Annotated in this window: 23 protein-coding genes and 1 pseudogene; 10 read left to right on the top strand and 14 right to left on the bottom strand. The window is 64.8% G+C overall.

The window, feature by feature from the left end; translation table 11 throughout:
* Nucleotides 1-31: 31 nt before the first annotated feature.
* From pgm to AKN84_RS33780, 3 genes and pseudogenes are all read right to left on the bottom strand, one after another.
* Nucleotides 32-1,663, bottom strand: a pseudogene (gene pgm, locus AKN84_RS33790) (phosphoglucomutase (alpha-D-glucose-1,6-bisphosphate-dependent)); the annotation flags it as partial.
* A gap of 137 nt (nt 1,664-1,800) precedes the next feature.
* A complete protein-coding gene (locus AKN84_RS33785; protein ID WP_050424793.1) occupies nt 1,801-3,453 on the bottom strand; it encodes an acetolactate synthase large subunit in 1,653 nt (550 codons plus the stop codon).
* Nucleotides 3,454-3,531: 78 nt separating this feature from the next.
* Nucleotides 3,532-6,198 (bottom strand): M1 family metallopeptidase, encoded by a 2,667-nt coding sequence (locus AKN84_RS33780; protein ID WP_050424809.1) that lies wholly within the window; start codon nt 6,196-6,198, stop codon nt 3,532-3,534.
* Nucleotides 6,199-6,440: 242 nt separating this feature from the next.
* On the opposite strand from AKN84_RS33780, the gene AKN84_RS33775 reads away from it, so the two are divergent.
* Nucleotides 6,441-7,895 carry a GH1 family beta-glucosidase gene (locus AKN84_RS33775; protein WP_050424792.1) on the top strand — a complete coding sequence of 485 codons (1,455 nt, stop codon included), beginning with the start codon at nt 6,441-6,443 and terminating at the stop codon, nt 7,893-7,895.
* A gap of 1 nt (nt 7,896) precedes the next feature.
* Here AKN84_RS33775 and AKN84_RS33770 read toward each other — a convergent pair whose 3' ends face one another.
* Together AKN84_RS33770 and AKN84_RS33765 are read right to left on the bottom strand one after the other, a co-directional pair.
* Complete coding sequence (locus tag AKN84_RS33770) at nt 7,897-8,964, bottom strand: maleylacetate reductase (RefSeq protein WP_050424791.1); 1,068 nt, start codon at nt 8,962-8,964, stop codon at nt 7,897-7,899.
* Between the two features lie 20 nt (nt 8,965-8,984).
* Nucleotides 8,985-9,962: a helix-turn-helix domain-containing protein gene (locus AKN84_RS33765; protein ID WP_050424790.1), complete on the bottom strand. Its 978-nt coding sequence runs from the start codon at nt 9,960-9,962 to the stop codon at nt 8,985-8,987.
* Nucleotides 9,963-10,121: 159 nt separating this feature from the next.
* On the opposite strand from AKN84_RS33765, the gene AKN84_RS33760 reads away from it, so the two are divergent.
* Nucleotides 10,122-10,847: an alpha/beta hydrolase gene (locus tag AKN84_RS33760; protein WP_050424808.1), complete on the top strand. Its 726-nt coding sequence runs from the start codon at nt 10,122-10,124 to the stop codon at nt 10,845-10,847.
* On the opposite strand, the gene AKN84_RS33755 is transcribed toward AKN84_RS33760, so the two are convergent.
* Nucleotides 10,844-12,337 (bottom strand): flavin-containing monooxygenase, encoded by a 1,494-nt coding sequence (locus AKN84_RS33755; protein WP_050424789.1) that lies wholly within the window; start codon nt 12,335-12,337, stop codon nt 10,844-10,846. The genes AKN84_RS33760 and AKN84_RS33755 overlap by 4 nt on opposite strands.
* 114 nt (nt 12,338-12,451) lie before the next feature.
* The gene (locus AKN84_RS33750) at nt 12,452-12,901 is read right to left on the bottom strand and encodes a cupin domain-containing protein (protein ID WP_050424788.1); all 450 of its coding nucleotides are present in this window, start codon (nt 12,899-12,901) and stop codon (nt 12,452-12,454) included.
* 262 nt (nt 12,902-13,163) lie between these two features.
* Between AKN84_RS33750 and AKN84_RS33745 the strand changes: the two genes are divergently transcribed.
* The gene (locus AKN84_RS33745; protein ID WP_050424787.1) at nt 13,164-14,192 is read left to right on the top strand and encodes an AraC family transcriptional regulator; all 1,029 of its coding nucleotides are present in this window, start codon (nt 13,164-13,166) and stop codon (nt 14,190-14,192) included.
* 5 nt (nt 14,193-14,197) lie between these two features.
* On the opposite strand, the gene AKN84_RS33740 is transcribed toward AKN84_RS33745, so the two are convergent.
* The 6 genes from AKN84_RS33740 to AKN84_RS33720 form a co-directional block, all read right to left on the bottom strand.
* Entirely contained in the window at nt 14,198-14,413 is a 216-nt protein-coding gene (locus AKN84_RS33740) for a hypothetical protein (RefSeq protein WP_050424786.1), read from the bottom strand.
* Nucleotides 14,414-14,655: 242 nt separating this feature from the next.
* Entirely contained in the window at nt 14,656-15,267 is a 612-nt protein-coding gene (locus AKN84_RS33735) for an enoyl-CoA hydratase-related protein (protein WP_157863376.1), read from the bottom strand.
* A gap of 40 nt (nt 15,268-15,307) precedes the next feature.
* Nucleotides 15,308-15,484 carry a hypothetical protein gene (locus AKN84_RS47525; RefSeq protein WP_157863375.1) on the bottom strand — a complete coding sequence of 59 codons (177 nt, stop codon included), beginning with the start codon at nt 15,482-15,484 and terminating at the stop codon, nt 15,308-15,310.
* Nucleotides 15,485-15,512: 28 nt separating this feature from the next.
* Nucleotides 15,513-15,815, bottom strand: a complete 303-nt coding sequence (locus AKN84_RS49465; protein ID WP_244485656.1) for an outer membrane protein — start codon at nt 15,813-15,815, stop codon at nt 15,513-15,515.
* A complete protein-coding gene (locus AKN84_RS33725) occupies nt 15,710-16,255 on the bottom strand; it encodes a hypothetical protein (RefSeq protein WP_050424783.1) in 546 nt (181 codons plus the stop codon). The genes AKN84_RS49465 and AKN84_RS33725 overlap by 106 nt, the downstream gene beginning before the upstream one ends.
* Nucleotides 16,256-16,375: 120 nt before the next feature.
* A complete protein-coding gene (locus AKN84_RS33720) occupies nt 16,376-17,953 on the bottom strand; it encodes an outer membrane beta-barrel protein (RefSeq protein WP_157863374.1) in 1,578 nt (525 codons plus the stop codon).
* Between the two features lie 428 nt (nt 17,954-18,381).
* On the opposite strand from AKN84_RS33720, the gene AKN84_RS33715 reads away from it, so the two are divergent.
* From AKN84_RS33715 to AKN84_RS33690, 7 genes are all read left to right on the top strand, one after another.
* Nucleotides 18,382-18,969, top strand: a complete 588-nt coding sequence (locus AKN84_RS33715; protein WP_050424781.1) for a hypothetical protein — start codon at nt 18,382-18,384, stop codon at nt 18,967-18,969.
* Between the two features lie 308 nt (nt 18,970-19,277).
* Complete coding sequence (locus AKN84_RS33710; RefSeq protein WP_210168521.1) at nt 19,278-20,933, top strand: DUF4118 domain-containing protein; 1,656 nt, start codon at nt 19,278-19,280, stop codon at nt 20,931-20,933.
* Nucleotides 20,926-21,639 (top strand): response regulator, encoded by a 714-nt coding sequence (locus AKN84_RS33705; RefSeq protein WP_050424779.1) that lies wholly within the window; start codon nt 20,926-20,928, stop codon nt 21,637-21,639. Before AKN84_RS33710 ends, AKN84_RS33705 begins: the two co-directional genes overlap by 8 nt.
* 89 nt (nt 21,640-21,728) lie before the next feature.
* Complete coding sequence (locus tag AKN84_RS50110; protein ID WP_279707939.1) at nt 21,729-21,851, top strand: hypothetical protein; 123 nt, start codon at nt 21,729-21,731, stop codon at nt 21,849-21,851.
* 97 nt (nt 21,852-21,948) lie between these two features.
* A complete protein-coding gene (locus tag AKN84_RS33700) occupies nt 21,949-22,815 on the top strand; it encodes a S1C family serine protease (RefSeq protein WP_050424778.1) in 867 nt (288 codons plus the stop codon).
* Complete coding sequence (locus tag AKN84_RS33695) at nt 22,812-23,183, top strand: response regulator transcription factor (RefSeq protein ID WP_050424777.1); 372 nt, start codon at nt 22,812-22,814, stop codon at nt 23,181-23,183. The genes AKN84_RS33700 and AKN84_RS33695 overlap by 4 nt, the downstream gene beginning before the upstream one ends.
* A 339-nt stretch (nt 23,184-23,522) precedes the next feature.
* Nucleotides 23,523-23,735, top strand: a complete 213-nt coding sequence (locus AKN84_RS33690) for a hypothetical protein (RefSeq protein WP_050424776.1) — start codon at nt 23,523-23,525, stop codon at nt 23,733-23,735.
* A gap of 36 nt (nt 23,736-23,771) precedes the next feature.
* Here the strand turns inward: AKN84_RS33690 and AKN84_RS33685 are convergent, their stop codons facing one another.
* On the bottom strand, nt 23,772-25,133 hold the full coding sequence (locus AKN84_RS33685) for a metallophosphoesterase family protein (RefSeq protein WP_050424775.1): 1,362 nt from the start codon (nt 25,131-25,133) through the stop codon (nt 23,772-23,774).
* Between the last annotated feature and the right edge of the window lie 109 nt (nt 25,134-25,242).

Genomic DNA, 25,242 nt, shown 5'->3' with positions numbered 1-25,242 from the left:
GGATTCCGCCCGCCCTCGCGCCTTCAGAATACCTTGCGATCGCGGCCTGCGCGTCGCCCTGGATCTGCTTCAGATGATCCGGCCCGCGGAAGCTTTCGGCGTAGATCTTGTAGACATCCTCGGTGCCGGACGGACGTGCAGCGAACCAGCCGGCGTCGCTCTCGACCTTGATGCCGCCGAACGGCTGATCGTTGCCCGGCGCCTTGGTCCTGACCGCGCGCACCGGATCGCCGGCGAGCTCGGTCATGTTGAGCTGGTCGGGCCCGAGCGCCTTCAGCGCGTTCTTCTGCTTCGGCGTCGCCGCGACATCGATGCGCTCGTAATAGGGCACGCCGAGCTCGGCGGTCAGCTCCTTGAACAATTCACTGGGATCGCGACCGGTCTTGGCGATGATCTCCGCCGCCAACAGACCGAGGATGATGCCGTCCTTGTCCGTGGTCCAGGCCGAGCCGTCGCGCTTCAGGAACGATGCGCCGGCGCTTTCCTCGCCGGCAAAGCCGAAGCCGCCGCTGCCGAGCCCGTCGACGAACCATTTGAAGCCGACCGGCGTCTCGACCAGCTTGCGACCCAGCTTCTTCGCCACGCGATCGATGATCGAGCTCGACACGATGGTCTTGCCGATCGCAGCATCCTTGCTCCATTGCGGCCGGTGCGCGAACAGATAGGCGATCGCGGTGGCAAGGAAGTGGTTCGGGTTCATCAATCCGTTCGAGCGCGTCACGATGCCGTGACGATCGGCGTCGGTGTCGTTGGCAAAGGCGACGTCGAACCGGTCGCGCATCCCGATCAGGCTCGCCATCGCATAGGGCGACGAGCAATCCATCCGGACCTTGCCGTCCCAATCCGCGGTCATGAAGCGGAAGGTCGGGTCGACCGCCTCGTTGACGACTGACGCGTTGATGCCGTAGCGCGCGATGATCGGCTGCCAGTAATGCACCGCCGCGCCGCCGAGCGGATCGATGCCGATCTTGACGCCGGCGGACTTGATCAGCGCCAGATCGACGGTGTTGCCGAGATCGGAGACATACGGCGTGATGTAGTCGTGCAGATGCGTGGTCGCGGCCTTGCGCGCGCGATCATACGGCATTCGCGCGACGCCCTTGAGGCCGGCCTCGATATAGCGGTTGGCGTTCTTCTCGACCACGCCGGTGACGTCGGTGTCGGCCGGGCCGCCATGCGGCGGGTTATATTTATAGCCGCCGTCCTCCGGCGGGTTGTGTGACGGGGTGATGACGACACCGTCGGCAAGGCCGCTGCTACGGCCCTTGTTGTAGCTCAGGATTGCGTGCGAGATCACCGGCGTCGGGGTGTAGCCGCCCTGCGCGTCGATCATGATCTCGACGCCGTTCGCCGCGAACACTTCCACCGCGCTCGCCAGCGCCGGCTCGGCCAGCGCATGGGTGTCGATGCCGATGAACAGCGGTCCGGTGAGGCCGTTCTCTCGCCGGTAATCGCAGATCGCCTGCGTCGTGGCGAGGATGTGATCTTCGTTGAAGGAGTTCTTCAGCGACGAGCCGCGATGGCCCGATGTGCCGAACGCGACCCGCTGGGTGGGATCGCTGGCGTCGGGCTTGCCGGCGAAATAGGCCGTGACCAATCGCGGCACATTGGCGAGCGCTGAGGGATCGATGGGTTTGCCGGCGGCAGGATTTGGTGCAGTCACGTGACCTCTCAGATCTGGTATCGCCGGCCATCAGCACAACGAGTGATGCCGAGGCTTGATCGCTTGGCGTGCTACCATGGCGGCTTACGTTCAATCAAGCCGAGGGCATTTCGTTCCGTGCCGTCAGCGGCAATCCGCTATTCGACGTCGATCTGCTGCACCTTTTCGCGCAGCTCGTCGACCAGCACCCGCTTGTTCTCGGTATAGTCGATCGGCACCACGACGAGGTGCACGCCGCCGCCGGAGAAGGCCCGCTCCAGGGTCGGCACGATCGCCTCCGTGCTCTCGATCCGCGAACCCTTGGCGCCGTAGCTCTCGGCGTATTTGACGAAATCCGGATTGCCGAAGGTGAGGCCGAAATCGGGGAAGTTGTCGACCGCCTGCTTCCAGCGGATCATGCCGTAGGCGGAATCTTCCAGGATCAGGATCACCAGATTGAGCTTGAGGCGGACCGCAGTCTCGAGCTCCTGCGAATTCATCATGAAGCCGCCGTCGCCGCAGACCGCGAGCACCCGGTTCTTCGGATAGAGCATCGCCGCCATCATCGCCGACGGCAGGCCGGCGCCCATGGTGGCGAGCGCGTTGTCCAGCAGCAGCGAGTTCGCCAGCAGCGTGCGGTAGTTGCGCGCGAACCAGATCTTGTACATGCCGTTGTCGAGCGCGACGATGCCGTCCTCGGGAATCACCTGCCGCACGTCGTGCACGATGCGCTGCGGCGTCGGCGGCCAGCGGCCCTCGGTGGCGCGATCGGTGATCTTGGCCAGAATGCTCTCGCGCAGGCTGAGCAGCGCGCTGGCATGCGGCAACTTGCCCTCGACCCGATCGGCGAGCAGTTCGAGACTCGGGCCGACATCGCCGCTCACCTCGCATTGCGGGAAATAGACCTGCTCGACATTCGCCGGCATGTAGCTGACATGGATCACCTGCGGCCCTTTCGGGCCCATGATGAAGGGCGGCTTCTCGATCGTGTCGTGACCGATCGCGATGATCAGGTCCGCCCGGTCGATCGCCTCATGCACATAGTCGCGCTCGCTCAGCGCGGCGGTCCCCATGTATTGGTTGGTGCCGCCGGACACCGTGCCCTTGCCCATCTGGGTGGTGAAGAACGGAATTTTCGTGCGTCGCACGAAGTCGCCGATCCCGGCGGTTGAGCGCGGGCGCGATGCTGCCGCGCCAAGCATGATCAGCGGGCGCTGCGCCTTGAGGATCATGTCGGCGGCGCGATCGAGCGCGGCGGCGTGCGCGATCGGAATTTCGATCGGATGCGGATGCACCAGCTCGACCGGTTCGGTCTCCTCACCCGCGATGTCCTCCGGCAGTTCGAGCAGCACCGGCCCCGGCCGCTCCTGGGTCGCGATCCGGAACGCGTCGCGCACCAGTGTCGGAATGGTCGCACCGCTGACGATCTGCAGCGACAGCTTGGTCAGCGGCCGGAAGGTGTTGACGATGTCGACGATCTGGAACTTGGCCTGCCGGCTGCTCAGGATACCCTTCTGGCCGGTGAGCATCACCATCGGCATCGCGCCGAGCAGCGCGTAGGCCGCGCCGGTGGTCAAGTTGAGCGCGCCCGGGCCGAGCGTGGTGATGCAGACGCCGGGCCTTCCGGTCAGCCGGCCATAGGTCGCGGCCATGAACGCCGCGGCCTGCTCGTGGCGGGTCACGATCAGCTTGATCGAGGATTTGCGCAGGCTCTCGACGACGTCGAGATTCTCCTCGCCGGGAACGCCGAACACCCGCTCCACCCCCTCGTTTTCGAGGGCCGCGACCAGCAAATCGGAACCTTTGACCATGTCAGCCTCGCATCGTTGATTGCATGCCGCCCGCGCAGCATAGCCGCATCGCGCGCCGCCGGAAACTCCCTCGCAATGTCATGGCTTATGCGCCCTGATCCAGGCGTCGGCGGTAGGCAGCACGCGCGCGGCGAGATCGGCCGAGATTGCGATCGCCTGCACGGATCGCGCCACCATCACCCGCCCCCCAGTCGTCGATTGCGACGGGGCGAAGGTAGCGAGCTGCGCCGCATGGGCCTCATCGGTGAAATTGGTCATGAAGTTCGGCACGAACTGGTCGCGGAAGTTCGGCCCCTGCCTGGCCAGCAGCGTATCGAAATTAGCCTGGACGAAATCCCACGCAAGCTGCGGCTGCTCGCCTGCGGACGCAACGGTACTGATCATCCCCGTCACGATCGTGTCGGGCAGCTCATTGGTCAGCGTCAACGCCAGCGTCGCGCGCGCCAGTCCGGCATCGCGGGCGCTGGCCGCGGCATAATAATAGCGCAGCCGTTCATTGGTCGCCGTGCTGTTGCGCGCGAGCGTCAGCAGCCTGTCGTAGGTCGCCCGGTCAGCCGTGATGCCGACGACATGGGTGACCGCATCGCGCAGCGTGGTCGGCAGCGAGCTGGGGTCGTCGAGGAACGCCGCGAAGCGCCGCTTCGCCTCGGCCACCACGGCGGCGTCACCGAGGTCGCCAAGCGTCGAGATCAGGCTTGCGCGCAACAGCGCGGTGTCATCGTCACCCGCGCCGCCGCCATCCCATCCGATCCGATCGAACACCGGGCGCAGCTTGGCCCGGGCATAGGTCTGGATCACTGGCCGCTCGCTGCGGTCACGCGACAGGCGGTTGAGCGTAGCGAATGTCGAGATCACCTGGTCCCACACCGCGCGATGATCCCCGGCATCGAGCGCGTCGAGCAGCGCGAGGTAGGACGGCGGCTCGGCACGGCCCGCCTGTACCAGCGCCCAGCTGTCGGTGACGACATTGAGCCGGTCAATGACCTGCATTTGCGGGAATGCGTTCAGCAGCGCCGCACGGTTCTTCAGGCCGTATTCCACCCTGTAATAGCCGACGTCGCCGAGATTGACCTTGATCGCATCGCCGCAGGCGCCGGCCGGCATATCGGCGCTGCCCTTCAGCAGGATCTCATCAAGCGGCTTGCCATGCGCCGGCCCGGCCGCGACCGGGATCTGCCAGTCGTGCGCCGGCAGCAGCGGATCATTGGCCGGCGCGATCACGAAACGGTCCTGCCGCAAGGTCAGGCGCTGAGCGGTGCCGTCGCAGGTCGTCTCGGCCACGACCAGCGGCACGCCGTCCTGTTCGGTGAAGGAGGCGGCGATGCCGGTGATCGGCTTGCCGCCGGACGTCTCGAGCGCCTGCCAGAGATCGGCCGTGGTGGAATTGCTGTAGGCATGCGCGGCCATGTATTTGCGGATGCCGTCGCGGAACGCCTGCTCGCCGAGATAGGTCTCGAGCATCCGGATCAGCGCCTGACCTTTGTTGTAGGTGATGGCGTCGAACGCGGTGACCGCCTCGCTGTGATCGGCGATCGGCTGCTGCACCGGATGCGAGGTGCGGCGCGCATCGAGCGTCATGGCGAACTGCTTGGCGCCATAGCCGTTCAGCCAGCTCTGCCATTGCGGATAGAACTGCTCCGAGGCCTTGGTCGCCATCCAGCTGGCAAAGCCCTCGTTGAGCCAGAGATTATCCCACCATGCCATCGTGACGAGATCCCCGAACCACATATGCGCCATCTCATGGGCGATGATGGCGAAGATGCCGCGCCGCGCGGTCTCGGCGTTGGTCGCGGGGTCGAACAGCAGCCGGCTCTCGAAGAAGGTGATGCCGCCCCAATTCTCCATCGCGCCGCCGAACCCGCCGGGAACGGCGATCAGATCGAGCTTCGGCAGCGGATATTTCACGCCGAAATAATCGTTGTAATAGGCGAGCAGTTTCACTGCGCTATCCAGCGCGAACCGGCCCTGCCCGCTCTTGCCCGCGGTCGTCACCACGCCGACAGTGACGCCGCCGGCATCCGCGGTCACGCGCTCGAGCTCGCCGACGGTGAGCACGAACAGATAGCTCGACATCTTCGGCGTCGGCGCGAACGCAACCTTCTTCAGCTCGCCGGCGACCGGCTGCTCGCTCGCGATAGGCATGTTGCCGACCGCGAGCAGATTGCGCGGGATCACGACAGTCAGCGCAAAGCTCGCCTTGAACGACGGCTCGTCCCAGCACGGGAAGATCCGCCGCGCATCAGCCGGCTCCAGCTTGCTGGAGATCAGCCGCTTGATGCCGCTTGGGGTCGGATAATCGACCGAGAACAACCCGGTGCCGAATTTGTTGATCTGCGCCGTGAAGGCGATGCGGAGCTTGTGGCGGCCCGCCGCGAGCGGCTTGGCAAAGGTCAGCGTCGCCGTCTGCGCGGTGGCGTCGGCCGACACCTCCGCGCGCTGCGCACCATCATCGATCGTGGCCTCGGCGAACGTCGTGTTGACCGCATTCAGCGTCAGTTGCGTGGTGGCCTCGCGCACCTCGATGTCGACGGTCTCGACACCCGGCAACGCGAGGCTGGTGAAGTCGGGCGTCAGCTCGATCACGTAGCTCAACGGGACAACCGTCTTCGGCAGCTTTCCGGGTGTGCTGTCGAACGAAAAAGTCTGCTCGGCCTGCGCGCCCGCGACCATCGTCAGCAACAAGCAGATTGCCGTGGCAAGACGACGCAGCACCGCAACTCGGACATCGCTGGCAGGCTTGTTCATTGTGCGCGGCTCACAGGGATTTTCGGATGTCATTGCGGAAGGACGTAGCAGGCAATCTAGTAGAGAAAATGTCGCCACAAAACTGACAACTCCGCGACATTGACATCATAACGGGTCGCATTGTTTGGTGAGCCGTTCGCCACCGCGCTGCGGCCTCCCGGCCCTTGTTGCTCAACCGCGGGCTGGAAGGTTAACCTGCGGCTGGCATTCCAGCCGCGGCGTCCGTCGACGGGAGACAATGAATGTTCGGTAAGTTCTCGCGCCGGCAGTTTGCGGGCCTTGCAGGCCTCTCGGCGCTCGGCCTGTCGGCCCCTGCACAGGCCGCGAACCACGCTCCGCAGCCGGACGGCGCGAACTTCCCCGCCGGCTTCGTCTGGGGCACCGCGACCTCGTCCTACCAGGTCGAGGGCGCGGTCAATGAGGACGGCCGCGGCCCGTCGATCTGGGACACATTCACCCACACATCGGGCAAGATCGAGGACGGCTCGACCGGCGATCGCGCCAACGAGCACTACCACCGCTACAAGGAGGACGTCCGCCTCATCAAGGATCTCGGCGCCAAGGCGTATCGATTTTCAATCGCCTGGCCGCGGGTGTTTCCCGATGGCAGCGGCGCACCGAATCCGAAGGGCCTCGACTTCTACAACCGCCTGGTCGACGAGCTCTTGGCGAACGGCATCGAGCCCTACGCCACGCTCTATCATTGGGACCTGCCGCAGGCGCTGCAGGACCGGGCCGGCGGCTGGCGCTCGCGCGACACCTCGAAGGCATTCGGCGACTACGCCGGCTATGTGGCGCAGCGGCTGACCGACCGGGTCAAGAACATCTTCACCCTCAACGAGGTCGGACGTTTCCTCCCGTTCGGCTATGCACTCGGCGTCGACGCGCCCGGGCTCAAGCTGCCGCCGGCCGAGGTGAACCAGGCGCGCCACCACGTCGCGCTGGCGCATGGCCTCGCCGTGCAGGCGATCCGCGCCAAGGGCCGCGCCGGCACGCGGGTCGGGCCGGCCGAGAACATCACCGCCTGCGTGCCCGCGTTCAACACGCCGGAGAACATCCGCGCCACCGAGATCGCGACGCGCGAGCTCAATGCGGGCTTCCTCGGCGTCCTCCTCGAAGGCAAGTACACCGAGGCCTTCCTGAAATATGCCGGCGCTGACGCGCCCAAATTCACCGCGGAGGATCTGAAGATCATCGCGCAGCCCAACGATTTCGTCGGGCTCAACATCTACGCGCCGCACTGCTATGTCCTCGCCACCGACAGCGCGCCGGGGTGGAAGCCGCTGCCGATGCCGGCCTCGTTCCCGCATATGAATTCGGATTGGCTGCGGATCGCGCCGGAGACGATCTACTGGGCGCCGCGGATTGCCGCCAAGCTCTGGAACATCAAGAGCATCTATATCAGCGAGAACGGCACCTCCGGCGAGGACAAGGTGCATGCCGACGGGCAGATCTACGATCTCGACCGCATCATGTTCCTGCGCAACTACCTCGCCCAGTTGCAGCGCGCGAGCGCCGACGGCGTCCCGGTCCACGGCTATTTCCTGTGGAGCCTGATGGACAATTTCGAATGGATCTTCGGCTATGCGAAGCGCTTCGGCCTCTATCGCGTGGATTTCGAGACCCAGGCGCGCGTGCCGAAGCTAAGCGCGGCGTTCTACCGCGACGTGATCGCGCGCAACGCGATCGGGGTGTGATCTACCCGGCCTGCGGCCGCGCGCCGGACCACGCACGCCGGAGCAGGTCGCGGATGCCGCCTTCCTCGATCGGCCGCGGATTCCAGTAAGGATTTTTGGTAGCAAGCGCGGCCGCCTTGGCGATGCCGTCCTCGGGCATGCCGATCTCGGCGAGCGAGCGCGGCGCGCCGAGCCTTGCCGACAGATCGAACAGGCCATCGGCCGCATCAGATGCGCCTAGCGCCCGCGCGGCGCGGCCGATCGCATCTCGTGCCGCCGGCGTGTTGTAGGCGATGGTGTGCGGCAGCAGCACCGCATGGGTCTCTGCGTGCGGCAGGTCGAACAGCGCGCCGACGGTGTGGCAGAGCTTGTGATGCAGCGCCATGCCGACGGTGCCGAGACAGACCGCGCACAGCCAGGCGCCATAGAGCGCGTCCGAGCGCGCATCGAGATCGCGCGGCCGTGCGATCACTTCAGGCAGCGATGAAGCGAGCTTCGCAATCGCCTCTTCCGCCATCAGCGAGGTGATGGGATTACCGTCCCGCGCATACAGCGCCTCGGCCGCATGCGCGATCGCGTTGAGGCCCGAGATCGCGGAGAACTTCGCCGGCATCGAGAGTGTCAGATTGACGTCGTAGATCACGGCCTCCGGCAATATCTTCGGCGAGGACTGCGTGGTCTTGACGCCATCCACGGTCTCGCCGAGCACCGGCGTCATCTCGGAGCCGGCATAGCTGGTGGGCACGACCAGTTGCGGCAGGTCGGTGCGCAGCGCGATCGCCTTGCTCAATCCGGTTGCCGCGCCCGCGCCGATCGCAACCACGCCGTCGGGCTTGAGCTCGCGCACTATCTGCATCGCGCGTTCGGTGACTGCGACCGGCGTATGCACAACCGCGCCATCGAAAACGCTGGCCATGCGGCCGCCGGTCAGGGCGGCGAGATCGCCGAGCTCGGCCTGCTGCCGCCAGCTCGCCAGCACCAGCGCGCGCCTGATGCCGAGCCGATCGAGCTCGTCCGCCAGCGCGGCAACCGTGCCGACCCCGAATACCACCCGCATCGGGCTGACTTGATAGGTGAAGGACTGTGCCATGGGCATTTCCGAAACGTTGGTCAGCCGCGGCGCCAGTCGCGCGGCGTGCAGCCGAAGCGATGCCGGAACCGCCGGGTGAAATGCGACAGATCGGAGAAGCCCCAGTCGAACGCGATGTCCCCGATCGCGCGGCAAGCGATCGCCGGATCCCTCAGGTCGCGCGCGGCGCCGTCGAGGCGGCGGTCCATCAAATAGCTGGCGAACGTGGTGCCGGCCCGTTCGAACAGTTTGTGGACATAGCGCTCGCTGATTCCGATCGCAGCCGCGATGGCGGCAACGCCGAGCCCCGGTTCGCGCAACCGACTCTCCACGGCGCGGCGCAGCGCGATCCAGGTCGCCTCCACCAGGCTCATCGGGTCCGCGCCGCGCCGGCCATCACGCGACAGGCTCAGCGCCACGAGGTCGAGCAGCACGCCGAACAGCCGCGCGCTTTCCGCTTCCGGCATGCCGGGCGCCGCCGAATTGAGCGCCTGCGCGGTCTCCACGATGAGATGGCCGACCAGCGGATCGTCGGACACCCGCGCCGGCCTGAATTCGAACGATGGCGGCAGGCGATCGCGCAGCAGTTGCGTCGGGACCCAGAAGGACGCGACGTGCAGCGAAGGCCCCTGACTGTGATGCAGCGCGAACAGCCGCTCGCTGTCGAAGATGCCGACCTGTCCCGGCGACAGTTCGACAGCCCGTCCGTCCTGGTCGATCCGGCAATGCCCGGCCAGCTTCAGATTGAGGTAGAAGCAGCTGCTGCTCGAGGCCGCGATGTCGCTCGCCGAACGGCGCACCAGGTGACCGGGAAACGTCACGCGATTGATGGCGCCCGCGCCGAGCCCGATCCGTTCAATCCGTGCAGGAAAACTGGACCTGTCCGTTGGCTCGGGCGTCAGCTTCATGAACACCTGGCAGATCGCCTCCCGATAGTAGGCGAACTGCTCGGCAGGCCGCACATCCTCGGTATTCCAGGCGAGACCCAGCGTGCGGTCCGGGCGAGCGATTTGTTGCATCAGTTCACTCCGAGCCTAGTTCAGTGCAGTCTCAGCCAAGCACGGCCGGTCCGGCTACCGCAATATCCGACAAACCACCGCACGAACGTCGCGCCATAACCGGAAGCGAGCGTCGATCTAACCAAACAGCATCAAGATGCACAATTGGAGAAGCACACCATGTCGACCTATGTTCTCGTCCATGGCGCCTGGCATACCGGCGCCGAGTTTGAGCCGGTTGCGGCTGGCATCCGCAAGGCCGGCCATGTCGTCCACACCCCGACCATCAAGGGCAACCGGCCCGGCGACCGGAAGGATTCCGGCCTCCCCGAGGCGATCCAGTCGATCGTGAACTATCTCGCCGAGCACAATCTGAACGACATCGTGCTGGTCGGCCACAGCTATGGCGGCATGGTCATCACAGGCGTTGCCGACGCTGCACCCGATCGTATCCGCCGCCTCGTCTACTGGAACGCGTTCGTGCCGAACAATGGCGAGTGCCTCAACGACATGGTGCCGCCGCACTATCGCGGCCTGTTCGACGCCATCCATGCCGAGCGCGGCGACGGCTCGGTGGTGCTGCCGTTCCCGATCTGGCGCGAGGCCTTCATCAACGACGCCGACCTCGAGACGGCGCAGCGCGCCTATGACAAGCTCAACCCGCACCCGCTGAAGACCTTCGAGGACAAGATCGCGCTGCGGACCAATCCGGCCGAGATGCCGATCGCAAAGTCCTACGTCAACTGCACCGAGGACACCGCGCTGCCGCACGGCCTGCCCTGGCATCCGCGGCTGTCGGAAAAACTCGGGCTGTTCCGCCTGGTCCAGGTGCCGGGCAGCCACGAGCTGTGCTTCTCCAATCCGGAGCGCCTCGCGCAAGCCTTCCTCGACGCCGGCCGCGATTAGGCGGCTGCCGTATATACAGGCGCGGTCGCGAGGAAGCGCGCATAGGCGTCCGCGTCCGGCGGCGTGAACTTTTCGACGAGCGGGTTGCGGCGCGACGCCTTGGTGCCGATATCCGCGAGCAGCTCGTCGAAATGCTTGAAGTGATAGGGTGCGACGCACAACCCGCCATAGACGCCGGCCGCCGGACGCTCGACCCGCTTGAAGTTCAGCATCATCGCGATGTTGTCGCGCATCTCGGCCGCGCTCGGCTGCCGCGCGAGCTGCCCGTCGGCATAGCGCACCAGCCAGTTCGCGGCGAGATCCGCGCACAGCACGGTGCAGAAGCTCGAATTGAAGCCGACGAAGCCCATGTCCGGCAGATCGGGATTGGCGATCAGCCGGTAAAGCCGGTACTGCCCGTCGGGCTCGACCAGCTTGTTCTGATACTCCGCAGGCAGGAACGGCACCCCGAGCTTGTAGCCGATTGCGAGCACCGCAACATCGGCCGCGACGCGCTGGCCGCCGCTCGTCACGATGGTCTTGCCGTCATAACGATCGAAGGTCCCGAGCACCGCCTTGATCCGGCCGTCGGCCACCATCGGGTAGAAGCCGGGGGTCGCGATCGGCACCGAGCAGTTGACACCGTCCTCGATGCGTTCCTTCGGCACCATGCCGCATTGCTTCAGCTTGAGCTGCATCTTCAGCATGCTCTCGAGCCCGCGCCAGTTCGCCCAAACGAACGGCTTTGCCACGGCATGCGCGAGACGCGCCATCGGCCCGATGCCCCAGCTCGCGAACATCTGCTCCTGCGCACGGATGTAGAGGATGCGTTTGAAGTTGACGAGGCCGCCGATGAAATAGGGGATCCGCCACACCGCCTCGCGAAACACGATGGTGACTTCGCTGGCGCCGGAATTGACCGCATTCACCGCGATATCGGTCGCCGATTTGGAGCCGCCGAGCACGACCACCTTGCACCCCTTGGCAAGATCAGGATCGCCATATTGCGATGAATGCAGGATCTGGCCGCCCTGCGCCTTGAAGCCGTCCTCGCCGGGAAGCGGCAGCGACTGCGGCTCGTTGAATTGCCCGGTGCAGACCGCGATGAAGTCGAAATCCTCGTGACCGCTGGCACCGTCGGTCGAGCGCAGCGCGAGCGTCCAGCCTGGTTTGCCGTCGGCTCGGCGCTTCATGCCCTCGACCTTGGTGTTGAACCGCATCGCGCCGTCGAGCCCGTGGCTGCGGCTATAATCGCGCAAGTAGGCATGGACCTGCGGACCCTTCGGCCATTCCGGATAAGCTTCCGGCATCGCCTTGTCGGTGTAGCGATAGAGCTCCTTCGGGCTCTGGGTCTGGACGTCGGGATAGGAGCGCGCCGGCTCCCAGACCCCGCCGAGATCGCCGCTGCGCTCGATGATGGTCACCTTGTGACCGCGACCGGCAAAGGCCTTGCCCGCGGCGAGCCCGGAAATGCCGGCGCCGATCACACACACATGCTTCTGCTTGACCATGAAACCGCTCCGCGATGAATGAACAGATCCAATTTCGTCAGCGCACGCGTCCCCGTCATCGCCGGAGCATGCTCCGGCGATTGCCGCCTCGCGTACGTATTCTTTACTGCAGGCCTAGTCGTTGGCTTCCGGCGGCAGGAAGTCCACCTCGTGCTCGGCGGAGATACGCACCACCTCGACGGGGTCCTGCAGATTGTGCAGCTTGTCGAACAGCGCCTCGAGCTTCTGCATCGGCGACACCCAGAACAGCGCCCGCGCCGGCTTGTCGGACTTGTTGAAATAGCCGTGCGGAATACCGCGCGGCATGCGCACGAGGTCGCCGGCCTTGGCCTGCACCCAGACGCCGTCGAGCTTGAGGTCGAGCACGCCCTCCTGCACCAGGATGAACTCGTCCTGGGTCGGGTGGATGTGCACCGGCACGAACTGGCCGGGATCGCTGTTGGTCTCGAACGCGAAGGTCGAGTCGGTGACCGCCTTCGGATAGTAGACCTGGCCGAGGATATTCCAGGTCTTGCCGCCGTAGCCGGTGCCGGTGCGGGTAATGCCTTTTTCGAGCGTGCCCATGTCAGCCTCTCCAGTTTTGCTGTGTATTGCGGACACGGAGCCTGTCGCCAGCCGGTGAGGCTGTCTAGCCGATAAACGAATCCGCACCCGGCACGATCATGCTGCAATGCGGGAGCATTGAGCCCCGCGGATTCTGCCCAAGGTCGCCGCATCCGCCTGCGCTCAGATCGGGCAGATTGCGCGACGAAACGGCGTTCCCCTTTGCCCGCGAATGGATTACGTTGCCCGATATTTTAGACCTCAAACAACTCGGACGGCCGGCGTGACTGCTGTTGGCAACGAGGTTTCGGCAACGGCAAATCCTGCGAGGGCAAGGCTGAAGGATTTCGCGCGCGTCGCGACGGCGCGCGTCGACGACGCAGCCGAAGCGATCGGCCGCATCTTCTGTCCACACGACCTGACGCCGGTCGATCATTCCGAGCGCGATTTCTCCGCGCATCACAATTGCGCAGACTTCGACGGCTTCTCCGTCAACTATGTCGCCTATGGCGGATCGGTCGCGATCAATCCAGGCTGCCTCGACCGCTTCTTCCTGTTGCAGATGCCGCTGTCCGGCTCGGCCTCGATCCGGACCGCCGCGCGCGAGCTCACCACCGGGCCGCGACACTGCGCTTCGCTGCTGTCGCCGACGATCCCAACCGAGATGACCTGGCGCCATGGCTGCGCCCAGCTCATCGTGCTGCTCGACCGCAAGCTGGTCGAGCAGCGTGCCGCGGCGCTTGGTGGCGTGGCGGTGCGGCCGGTCGAATTCGATCCGGCGGTCGAACTGAGCGGGCCGCTTGGGCAGACGCTCTCGGCCAGGATCGAGCAGCTCGTGACGACGGCCGAGCAGGTCGGGCCGCGCAAATCATTGTCCGCGGTCGCGGCGGCCGATTGGCGCGAACAGTTTCTCAACGTCCTGCTTAGCGGGCAGCGGCACAGCCTGAGTTCGGCGATCGATGTGTTCAACGGCCGCACCGAGGCCCAGCCGGTGGCGCTGAAGCGCGTGCGGGCCTATCTGGAAACGCGCGCGACCGAGCCGCTGGATCTCGCCGAGCTTGCGGAGATCGCGGGTACCGGCGTGCGCGCGCTGCAACTCGGCTTCCGCCGTCACTTCGGGACTACCGTCTCAGAGATGCTGCTCGACATCCGCCTCGCCCATCTGAACGCTCGTCTCAAGACGGCGCGGCCGGGCGAACGCATCGTCGATATTGCATTCGACCTCGGCTTTACCCATCTCAGCCGCATGGCGAGCGCCTACCGCGCCAAGTTCGGCGAGAGCCCGAAGGCGACCCTGCAGCGGCTGAGCTGAGCGGCCTAGCGGTGAAACGGCGCCGTCTTTGCCTGCGCCGACAAATCAGTGAGGGCCGGTTCGATCCGCCTGGTCTGCCTGACCATGCGCACGCTTGTCACCTGCTGTGAATGCTGTGCGTATTTTGTCGGAGCGCTGGCGGAGGCTCCGGCGTGGGCGGCCGGTGCGATCAAGGCGGCAATCGCTACGGCACCGATCAGGGTCGCAAGGGACTTCAGCATCGCACCCTCCAAGAGGCTGAGACACGTCCGAACAGCAACAGGCGTTTCCGATCGACGCCTCTGCCCGGCGTCTTGTTGACGATGCGAAATGCTGATCCCGATTTCTATGAATCGCAACAATAATCATCAGTTGCTGATTTTTTGGACAAGCGACCGCATCGATCAGGAAAGCGGCACGCGGCGCTGCCCTACCGATTGCGATGCAGCGCGAGCTGCGAATGGAGCAGTTCCTGGCATTCGCGCTACCCCGGCCGGCTCGCCGTCGCTTCCGACGCCGCTTCCGCCGGCAGTCGGCAGAGCTGCTCGGCGACCCGGCCCGCTTCGATCGCCGCCTGTCCCGGCGGGACGATCATGTCGATCAAGCCCGACTCATAGGCTCTCTCCACGCGCATGGAGCGTCCGGGAACAAGCATCGCAAAGGCACGCTGCTGAGCAAGCCGTCGGGGTATCAGCGAGCTCATCGCGCCGTCCGGGACCAGATCATGAGAGTCGAGTGGCGAGGTAAACGTCGCGGAGGCGGCGGCGATGACCTGGTCGCAATAGAACACAATGGCCGTACCGATGCCCGCCGTCGCTCCCTCGACGGCGGCGATGATCGGCTTTGCATTGTTGGCGAGCGCGTTCAGGAGGCCGATTACGTTCTGTGGCGGAAGCCCTTCCGGCGCCCCGCCACCGACAGCACGATACCCCGAGGTCCCGACGCCTGTCGCGAAGACATCGAACCCGCCGGCAACGACGATACAGCGGATGGCAGAATTGTGCTGCGCCGATTCGATGGCCCTCGTCATGGCGAGATACATGTCATCCGCGCGCGCGTTCCTCCCTTCCGCGTGCAGCACCGCGATCGTACGCACCGCACCCTGCTCACCGACCGCGACACGTCCTGCCACCGGGTCAATTCTCCGCGGGTGCACGCCACATCGGAGATTTCGGACCGCCATAGTAACGCATTTGCGAGGTGCCGGACGTATCCGGCGCTCCGACGTCGCTGGCACAGCCGGCAGCCGTGGCGCAGACGCCGGCGAGTACAACGATACGCAGCAGCAGCTGTCTTGATGTCGAGATTGTCACGGCATCCTCCCCATCGTCCCGCGCGGCATCAGTATTTCGCGACCACCGGCCCGCCGAACTTGTAGTCGAGGCCCAGCGTCACGACCGAGTAGGTGTTATCGACCGCGTAGGGCAGCTGGCCGTTGAGCGGGGCGGCGCGTTCGTAGCGGCCGAAATCGTAGTAGCGGTACTCAACCTTGCCGATCAGGTTGTTGGTGAGCGCATAGGCGATGCCGCCGCCCGCGGTCAGACCGCTTCTGTTAGCGCTGAACTGGTCGACGCCGAACACCGGATCGGTGTTGGTGTGCTGGAAGTCGCCATAGGCCCAGCCGCCGGTGAAGAACAGCAGCAACCGGTCGACCGCGATGCCGCCGCGGGCCCGGACCGTGTAACCGTCGCGCAGACTGGTCGCATCGACCGAGCCGATCGGCAGGGTGCCGGCGTTGAACTGCCCGACATCGCTGCCCCTGACGCCGGACCAGAAGCCGTCGCTTCGACGCCGACCACGATGTTGCCGCTCTGCACGTTGTAGCCGATCTCGCCGCCGGCGATGCCGCCGCTCGAGGAGTAGTTGATGGTGTAGTTGGCGAAGCCGGCCGATCCGAGCGCGTTGTTGAGATTGTGGTTGCCGAAGCCGCCGCCGCCGAACACGCCGAGATAGAAGCCGGACCAGTCGTAGGCCGGCGCTGCGATTGCGGGCGCCTTGGTGTAGAGCGGAAGGTCTGCGCTTTTCGCCGGCGCTGTGAGCAGCAGCGCTCCGAGCGCCGCGGTGATGAAGAGAACCTGCTTCATTGTGGAATCCTCTAATTTCTGACGGGAGCACCGGGCGGCCCGCCCGGCGCTTTGCTACCTGCGATCAGAAGTGAATGATGATGTCTGCCGAACCGATCAGAGCGTCCTTCTTGGTGGGCGCTATGCCGAGATTCGAATTGCCGTTGAATGCCGCCGCATCGAGGGCCCTGTAGTAGGAGACCTCAGGCTGATCTCGATCTGCGGCGAGAACCAGTGCTGCCAGCCGATGCCGGTCTCGACGTAGCGGGTCTTGACGCCGGTCCGCTGTCCCTGCTGGTCGTCGAAATATTCGAGACGGTAGGAGATGTTGTCGAGCGGCGTCGGCTTGTAACTGATGTAGGTCAGGTAGGTCTGCACCGAAGCCGTGCAGGAGAACACTGCTGCGTTGCTGCACTGGGCGAGGAACGGCGAGTTGAACGGCATCACCTGCGGCGAGAAGGGGGTTCCTCCGGCGAGGAACGCCGCCAGCGCTGCCGGGTTGTTCGCATTCAGCACATTGTTCTGATGCTCGTTGTAGGTCTCGAACGAGATGTGCCACTGCTCGTTGAATTTGTGGTAATAGGTCAGGCCGTACCACTGCAGGTTATTGTAGCCCCAGGTGCCGTTGTTGATACCGTTGGCGACGACGTAGACGCCGTCATTGCCGCTGTCGGTCGTATAACGAACACCAACACTGACGCTGGGCTGGGCGCCAGGATCCTTCAGCATCGTCGAATCCGGAAACAGCGGGTTCGGAGCGAGATTCGGGATCTTCGCACCGACATGCCACGGCATCGCCTCGGTACCGACGGTGACGCCGAGCTGCACCATCCAGTTCTTGGTCACCGCGAGCGTGGTGTTGAGGCCGGTGTTGGTATAGTTGTCGAACGTATACGTCATCGAATGCGTATACATGTAGTTGTTGGGGGCGAGCTGCGCCTCTATGTCCGGGATCGAGATGTAGCGGCCGAACCGGAACATCAGGCCTTCCAGCACCTGCGGCACGAACACCTCGCCGTAGGCCATCGGCAAGTCGTAGCCGTAGTTCTTGTTCTGGTTCAGGAGCTGATTGCTCCACAGGCCGTAGGCCGTCGTGTAGCGATAATTCTCGCCATAGATCGGCGCGATCCGGAAGCCCCAGTCGACGTGATCCTTCTGCACCGTGTCGGGCAGGCGCTCGATATAGACCACGGCCTGATCGAGCTGGACCGTGTTCGGGTTGTAGTCATAGGCGGCCGGCGAATTGCCGCCGCGGACCGTGTTGTTGCTGAGGTTGCCGCCGGCATTGATCCAGCCATAGACCTGGATGTGCGCGTCGTTCATCCATTGGCCGGCGGGCGTGTTGCCGAGCGCCGCCATCAGCGGGCTGTCGACCGAGCCAGGCCGCGTGTCGCCGATATTCGTCGTGCCGCCATACGGCCAATCGCTGAACGGCATCGGCGGTGTGCTTTGCGGTGTCGTCGGCCAATAGTCGCGGCGGCCGGGCGGCGCTTTCGGATCCGACGGCGCGACGTCGTGGCCCCACTCGAGCCGGTAGTAGTTGACGAACCGCGTGAAGAAGTCACTGCCGAGATAGCTGTCGAGGCAGGAGTAATTCTTGTAAGGATCGCACGTCGATGACGGCGCCTTCAACAAAGGTGGATTGGCGTCGGCTGCGTGTGCCGCGTTGAACAGGCTCAGCGCCGTCAACGATACGCCCGCCAAAACAAGTCTCTTCATGATTTTGCCCCAGGATATTGCTACCGACGCTTCGAGCGCTCTCGCGATTAACGTCCGTGTAATCTTTCGTGGGGGCTTGAGAAAAAGGCGATACGGGTCTCCTCGCACTTTCATTAAGATAAAATAGCTGAAACGCTGTTGGCTGCGTCGGCTGCTTGCAAAAGCATCATTTGCATCAGCGCCTGCTGAAGAACTCGGCGAAAGTCGTGACGTTTTGTGACAAGCACACGTTGCGGCGCGAGAGATTGTCGACGACCTGTGCCATTTCCGCCATAGCTCGATCGACTTCGTACTCAGCGTCAGCACGCGCGCTATTTTATTGCTATGCCGATCGCGCCGAATGCGCATCGAAGATATACGCGTTCAACGGCTAAGCTCGCTGCATCGGACGAATCCTTCGCCCCGATTGTAATGGAGCGCCGCGCGTCGTGGCCAACGTGATGAACTGTGCGAGCGAAGAGATCGGCGACGTCGATCTGAACTTCTTGCCGGCCGATCTCACGGCACAGTGTCGCAACCTGATCGAGAGCTATCACGACATCCATGGCTACGCCTGCCTGCCCGACATGCTGTGGCGGGCGCGGCTCGGGCCGTTCATCGAACGGCATCACGAGTTCAGGCAGCGGCTGCGCAAGGCTTCGACCACCCGAAGCGCCAAGAAGTCCAACCAGGGCTTCGCCGAGATCGCGACGGCGATCCTGTCGCTTGAGATATTGGCGAGCAGCTTTGCGGGCTGGACAACACTTTATCCGGAGGCGGGCGCGAGGGCGCTTGCTGTCTTGAAGCGGCAATCCGGCGCCTCGCAGACCCCGCTGATGGACTTCTATCTCTACCCGCCGAAATACTTCAGCTCGGCTGCGATCGCCAAGCTGACCCCGCCGAGGGCGAGCCAGACCGGCGAATTTGGTCTCTACCGCGCCTCGAAGCCGGAGCTTGCGGGAGAGCGGTTGGCGCTCAGCTATGTCGGTGAGATGTTGCAGAAATCGGATGATGCCGCCCTGCTCGAGCAGCGCTGAGGGGGCTTCGCGCCGCTGTCGCGTGCAGCCACTCGACGGCGCCAGCGACGGCGGCCCCCGGGTCGACTATTTCTTTTATATTTCTCCTCCGCCTCAACAACATGGATTTTCTATCCGTTCCTGGGGAATGCTCGGCTCGCTGGGTAGTTGGTGACATCGGAGCAGTAGCCGACGGTCGAACGTTGAACCATTCGCGAGGGCGTGCGCCGTTCTGACGGCGCTGGACCCGCGTCTTCAGCGCTTCCCATCGGATGTTGCAGGGGCGGATTTCGTGCGGGCCGGGGGACGGCCGTGACGAGGATCTACCGGTGTCTCGCTCTACGAAGGCAAAATCCTTGATCTATCCCCTGCCCCTGTTTCAACGGCTCGCGGATATCCGCGCGCGTCGCGCCGAAGCGGGGCGCGCGTTCGTGCCGGGTTTCGATGCGAGCCCAAGACGGGTCACGTGGACCGACGTCCTGCCCCTGCTGTGGTCGGTTGGATCGGTCGCCATCATCACCGCGATCCTGTTCGCGCTCGACGAGCCGATCGCGGCGAATCTGGTGCCGATCGCCTATCTGATCCCGGTGATCTTTGCAGCCACACGATGGGGCGTCTGGTCGGGCACGCTGGCATCGCTCGCGGCGATCGCCGCCGCCGACTTCTTCTTTTTCACGCCGCTCTACAGCCTTCGGGTCGACAGCCCGCAGGAGGCCATCGACCTGCTTGTCTTCCTGATCGTCGCGCTGGTGAGCAGCAATCTGGCATCGCGCCTGCAACAGGAGACCGAAAGATTGCGGCGCCGGGAGCGGGAGATCCAGCACCTCTACGAATTCTCCAAGCGTCTTGCCGCCTGCTTCACGATCTCCGATCTGATCGATGCCATCAGACACTATCTGGCGCGTACGCTCGGCCAGCGCGCGGCGCTCTTCGTCGCATCCGCTGGAGGTCATTTCGAATCCTCGCCGGGATCGGGAGCGGCCCCGCCTTCCGTCCAGGAAAGCGTGGCGGCGATGATGGTCGCCGTCGGCGCAACAGATCGCAGCGTCGTCGATGAACAGACCCAGGACGTGTGGTTGCTCCGTGCCATCGGATCGAAAACCGTGGTGCACGGTGTCATCGCCATCAATGTCGGACGCGGCACGCACGATGCAATCAAGTCGCGCGCACGCCGGATCGAGGCGGTGCTCGAGGAGGTCTCGTTGACCCTGCAGCGACTCGATATCGGCAAGGCAATGGACGACGCCAGACTGCATCTGCAAGCCGAGCTGTTGCGGGACGCGTTCCACGGCACGCTCTCGCACGAGCTGTGCTCACCGCTCGCCGCCATCCAGGGATCGGTGAGCGTCATGCGGGAGATGCCGGCCGTTGCGGCCGATGACCGGCTGCGCTCGCTGACCGAAGCTGTCGCGGACGAGGTCGTCCGGCTCGACGGTCACATCCGCAATCTCCTGAACGCGACGCGTGTGACCGCCGGCGGGCTCACGCCTCGCCTCGAATGGTCCGACCCGCGCGACATCGTCAACGCCGCAGTCAAGGCCCGGGCGCGGCGGCTGGCGGCGCACCGCCTCGAGATCGGATTTGACGACGATCTCCCGCTGCTCAATGTCGATTCCGGCCTGGTCGAGGAGGCCTGCGGCCAGCTGCTGGAAAATGCCGCCAAATACTCCCCGTCCGGATCGACGATCTCCGTGCAAACCCGGCATGAGGCCGGGCGCATCGTGATGGCGATCATCGATCAGGGAGTCGGCGTCACGCCCGACGAGCAGCGCCACCTCGGCCGCAAGTCGTTCCGCAGCCCCCGGCACCAGGCGAGCGTCCCGGGCTCGGGGCTCGGCTTCTGGATCGCATCGACCTTCATCAGGGCGCATGACGGATCTGTGGAGGTCGTGAGCCGCGGCCAGGGTCTCGGGACAACGGCATCGATCTTGCTATCGGCGCAGCACGCCATCGATTCGGAACTGGTGACCTGCGACGATGAGTAATCCGCGTAACCTTGTCCTCTTGATCGACGACGAGCCGAAGATCCGGCGTTTCCTGCGCGCCGGCTTCGAAATCCACGGCTTCTCCGTCGTCGAGGCCGAGAACTCCGCCGACGGCTTGAAGATCGCGACCTTCAATGCACCGGATCTTGTCATCCTCGACCTCGGTCTGCCGGACCTGCACGGCAGCGAGACGCTGGAGCGGCTGCGCTCCTGGTCCAACGTTCCGGTGATCGTGCTCTCCGTCGAATCCGACGAGGACGAAAAGGTTCGCCTGTTGCAAGCGGGGGCTGACGACTATGTCGTGAAGCCGTTCGGCATGGCCGAGTTGCTGGCGCGGAGCGATGCCGCCTTGCGGCGCTATTTCAAAAGCGCCACCGAGAATCCGGTCGTCATGGTCGGGCCGCTCTCCGTCGATCTCGCCAGCCGGGCCGTTTCGCTAAACCAGACCAGGATCAAGCTGACACGTAAGGAATATCGCCTGCTGCACGTGCTGGCGGTCCATGTCGGTCTGGTGGTGACGCACGATCAGCTGCTGAAGGAGATCTGGACCGGCAATCAGCGCGACAACATCCAGTATCTGCGCATCCTGGTGCGCAAGCTGCGCCAGAAGATCGAGACCGACCCGAACCAGCCCCGTCTGCTGGTAACCGAGTCCGGCGTTGGCTATCGGCTGGAGAACCGGCTGGAGACCAGCGTTGCCAATTGACCATTCGGCCGGCCGCGGGCTGGCATATATAGAAAAATAATATATTTCCGACCGAGAAAGCCTTAGCGTGCCCTGAAAAGGGGCACGCGGTGCAGTTTCTGATCCAACCGTTTCACATCTTCGGCTTCGAGGGTCAGATCTGGATGCTGATCGTGATCGCGCTGATTGCCGGCTTTGCCCTGCTTGGCTTGAGAACCCGGGACCGGGGCTGAGCGGCGGTTCCGGGCGACGCGTCCCGGCCCTGCCCATCCGGCCAGTTTCGCCGCCGGCCGCAACATCCCAGATTGCGGGAAGCCAACGGAGTTTCCCATGACCGAACCGAACATCCTTGCCTCGCTGTCGTCAGCCCTATCGGAGACCATTGCGCGCGCTGCGCCATCGGTCGTCTCCGTGCATTCGCATCGCGCGCGCGCCTCGGGCTTTGTCTGGAATGCGGGCCTGATCGTCACCGCGGACGAAGCGCTGGCCGACGAGGGCGAGATCGAAATCCAGTTCGCCGATGGCAGCCGCCGCCAGGCGACCGTCGCCGGACGCGACCACACCACCGACATCGCGCTGCTGCGCGTCGATGGCGACGTCGCGCCGATCAAGCTGTCGAGCGAGATCCCCGCGCTCGGATCGCTCGCGGTGCTCGTCGCGGCCGACCGCGGCGCGCCGGTCGCGCGGCTCGGCATGGTCTCGCGGTCGGGCGCCGCCTGGCGCAGCCTGCGCGGCGGCGAGATCGACGCACGGATCGAGCTCGACGTCCGGCTGCGGCACAGCCAGCAGGGTGGATTGGCGCTGAATGCCGCGGGCGTGCCGTTCGGCATGGCGGTGCTCGGCCCGCGCCGCGTGCTGACGATCCCGGCCGCCACCATCGAGCGGGTTGCAGCCCAGCTCGAGAAGAGCGGCCGCATCGCGCGCGGATATCTCGGCGTCGGGCTGCAGCCGGTCCGTCTCGACGACGGCCTCGGCGCAATGGTGATGAATGTCGACAAGGCCGGCCCCTCGGCCACCGCCGGCATCCGCCAGGGCGACGTGATCATCGCCGTCAACGGTGAGAAGCTGTCGGGCGTGCGGGCGCTGTCGCGCGGCCTCGGGCCGCAGAGCGTCGGCAGCGTCGTCGAGCTGACCGTGCATCGTGGCGGCGAGCCGATGACCTTCAAGGTCACAGTCGGAGAGAGGCCCGAGACGTGAGCAGTGAGCCTGCCGCCGACATCGTCATCGCGCTCGAGATCGACGACCCCGTCCTCGCCGACCGGCTGGCGACGTTGCTCGGCGGCGTCGCCGGCCTGCGGCTCGCCGCGCCGGGCGAGCAGGCTGCGGCCGCGATCGTCGCACGTAACCGCGAGGCCGCCGGCGGCGACTTCGAGCTGACGCCGCGCGAGCTCGACGTGCTGGCGCTGCTGGCTGAAGGCGCATCCAACAAGATGATCGCGCAGCGGCTCGGGATTTCCGTCCACACCGCAAAATTTCATGTCGGCTCCCTGCTCGACAAGCTCGACGCCACCGGCCGCACCGATGCCGTCGCCCATGCCGCGCGACGCGGGGTGATCAATTTGTGAGGCGTGCACGGCGGCCTCCCCACACGTCGTCCTGGCGAAAGCCAGGACCCATAACCACGGCATTGGATTGTGAAGGGGATCGTGGCCCCAGCATCGCGCAACAATGAACTTTCGGGTAATGGGTCCTGGCTTTCGCCAGGACGACGATGCGGATGGTTCTCGATTCAAGGTGTCACGCGGTGTCATCACCTGCGAAAGCGGGACAACGCCCCCAACTCAGTGATTTTGCGAAAATTCCGTCGCGCGGGCGGCGCCTAGACCAAATGTGTAAGTAGTCGTCCGGATACAGACGCCGTCTCGATCTCGCTATGCAAGCTTCAGCCAACAAAAAGAAACGGCATGAAGAAGCTGATCGATCGTCACCGGGACATTCAATACACGCTCACCAACATCGAACCCGACCTCTGGAGCTGGTCATTCGAAATCAATGGCAGGATCAAGCGCGGCACCACACGGGTGCGGCTAGGCCTGCTGGCGCAGCGGCGCGTCCGTACGCTGATCGATCGCGAATTGAAGGACGTGGAACGGGGCAAGCCGAAGAAGCCTGACTAGGCCACCCGCTTCGCCGACTTGGCTCAAGGCAGGGCCTTATGACACCGCGATAACAGTCGCAGCGACGTCGAGCCGCGGCCCGGCATATCGCCTGTCGTCCGGTCCATGCGGACCGCACCCGACGCTCCAGAGCGCGGGCCACGACAACCGCTCGAGCCCCGTCGCCGATATCGCTGCGAACGACGTCCAACTGACGTCACCGCGGCGTCGCCACAGCACGCCGCCGGGTCCCATATCCGGATAGAAGGCGATGTCGAGGTCGAAATCCCGCTCATCGCCAAAATCCGGACCGACCCAGTAGTGCGGACTGCGCCCTTGCTCACGCCCGAGGATCAGGGTGAGCGTCTGGTTCGGCCCGCGCAGGCCGAGCCAGAGCGGTGCGATCATGTCAGGCACGGGCGTGCAGAGCAGCGTTTGCGGCGCGGCGCTTGCCGCCGCGGTGCGGCCTGACAATCTCAGGGCGATCACCGTCGCGGGCGCCGGCGTCCCGGACAATGGCGCGGGGCTGGTTCCGCGCGGCAATGGCGACCACGCGGCCCGGTCGAGAGATGGCAGCGGCCATATAAGCTGCTCGCGCACGACGCCGTCGGTGTCGAGCACCTGATAGCGGAGACCGTCCTGATCGAGCGCCGCCTGCACGCAATGCAGATATTCGACGCCTTCGGGCATCCGGTGCGCGGTGCCTGCGCCCGCCGTACAGATCTGCAGCACGCCGCGATGGACCTGAACATCGAAGGCGAGGATGTGGCTGCAGACATAGGCGGTCACGCCGGCGCGCACCAGGATGTCCCAGAAGCGCGCACTGTATTCGTGGCCGATCTCGCGCTGATAGCTGCCGCTGTAGCCATTGATGGGGTAGACCGGATGATGACCCAGCACCAGTTTGTATCTCGCGTCCTTGTGCTGTTCGAGGACCGCGTCCAGCCAGTCGGTCTCGACGTGTCCCTCACCGCCGAGCCCGCTCCACAATGTGTGGACGAACACCATCACGAGATCGTCGCGGCGGACCCAGTAGGACAGGCCCTCCTGACCCGGCGGACCGTTGCGCGGCAGCTTCAGCACGTCGCGAAACACCGCCTCGCTCATCTCGTCATAGGTGGTGTGGTTGCCGGTCGTGTGCCACAGCGGCACCGCACGGCGGTCGAGCCAGCCCATTTCGACCTCAAACCAATGCCGCCATTGCGCACGCAACGCATTGGCATCAGCGGTGAGGCCGATGATCTCGTCGCCGGGGAAGAGAATGAATTCGGGCCGCGGATGCAGCCGGCGAACCACATTGTTGACCGACGCGAAAGTGCGCTCATGCAGCGCGCCGGCAACACCCGAGCAGGCGTCGGCATAGATCACGAACTGGTGGCCCGAACTTCTCGGCAACAGAGACGGAATTGCATCATTCATGGTCGGACCACGTCCTCGCGAGCCACATCATAAGGGAAGGCAGACTGATCGCTCAAGGCACGCGCAAGGTTACGGAGCGCTCGAAGTCGTTCAGTCCGACGGGGTTTTG

Source organism: Bradyrhizobium tropiciagri (genome assembly GCF_001189845.1).
Taxonomy (GTDB): Bacteria; Pseudomonadota; Alphaproteobacteria; order Rhizobiales; family Xanthobacteraceae; genus Bradyrhizobium; species Bradyrhizobium tropiciagri.
Note: the sequence above shows the minus strand (reverse complement) of the source record. Positions and strands in the feature narration are given on the sequence as shown.

Excerpts from the sequence above, each read along its gene's own strand:
- AKN84_RS33775 (WP_050424792.1), top strand. The coding sequence starts at position 6,441 with ATGTTCGGTAAGTTCTCGCGCCGGCAGTTTGCGGGCCTTGCAGGCCTC.
- AKN84_RS33725 (WP_050424783.1), bottom strand. The coding sequence starts at position 16,255 with ATGAAGCAGGTTCTCTTCATCACCGCGGCGCTCGGAGCGCTGCTGCTC.
- AKN84_RS33755 (WP_050424789.1), bottom strand. The coding sequence starts at position 12,337 with ATGGTCAAGCAGAAGCATGTGTGTGTGATCGGCGCCGGCATTTCCGGG.
- AKN84_RS33690 (WP_050424776.1), top strand. The coding sequence starts at position 23,523 with ATGAAGAAGCTGATCGATCGTCACCGGGACATTCAATACACGCTCACC.
- AKN84_RS33780 (WP_050424809.1), bottom strand. The coding sequence starts at position 6,198 with ATGAACAAGCCTGCCAGCGATGTCCGAGTTGCGGTGCTGCGTCGTCTT.
- AKN84_RS33720 (WP_157863374.1), bottom strand. The coding sequence starts at position 17,953 with ATGAAGAGACTTGTTTTGGCGGGCGTATCGTTGACGGCGCTGAGCCTG.
- AKN84_RS33785 (WP_050424793.1), bottom strand. The coding sequence starts at position 3,453 with ATGGTCAAAGGTTCCGATTTGCTGGTCGCGGCCCTCGAAAACGAGGGG.
- AKN84_RS33700 (WP_050424778.1), top strand. The coding sequence starts at position 21,949 with ATGACCGAACCGAACATCCTTGCCTCGCTGTCGTCAGCCCTATCGGAG.
- AKN84_RS33760 (WP_050424808.1), top strand. The coding sequence starts at position 10,122 with ATGTCGACCTATGTTCTCGTCCATGGCGCCTGGCATACCGGCGCCGAG.
- AKN84_RS33740 (WP_050424786.1), bottom strand. The coding sequence starts at position 14,413 with ATGCTGAAGTCCCTTGCGACCCTGATCGGTGCCGTAGCGATTGCCGCC.
- AKN84_RS33685 (WP_050424775.1), bottom strand. The coding sequence starts at position 25,133 with ATGAATGATGCAATTCCGTCTCTGTTGCCGAGAAGTTCGGGCCACCAG.
- AKN84_RS33770 (WP_050424791.1), bottom strand. The coding sequence starts at position 8,964 with ATGGCACAGTCCTTCACCTATCAAGTCAGCCCGATGCGGGTGGTATTC.
- AKN84_RS33750 (WP_050424788.1), bottom strand. The coding sequence starts at position 12,901 with ATGGGCACGCTCGAAAAAGGCATTACCCGCACCGGCACCGGCTACGGC.
- AKN84_RS33765 (WP_050424790.1), bottom strand. The coding sequence starts at position 9,962 with ATGCAACAAATCGCTCGCCCGGACCGCACGCTGGGTCTCGCCTGGAAT.
- AKN84_RS33705 (WP_050424779.1), top strand. The coding sequence starts at position 20,926 with ATGAGTAATCCGCGTAACCTTGTCCTCTTGATCGACGACGAGCCGAAG.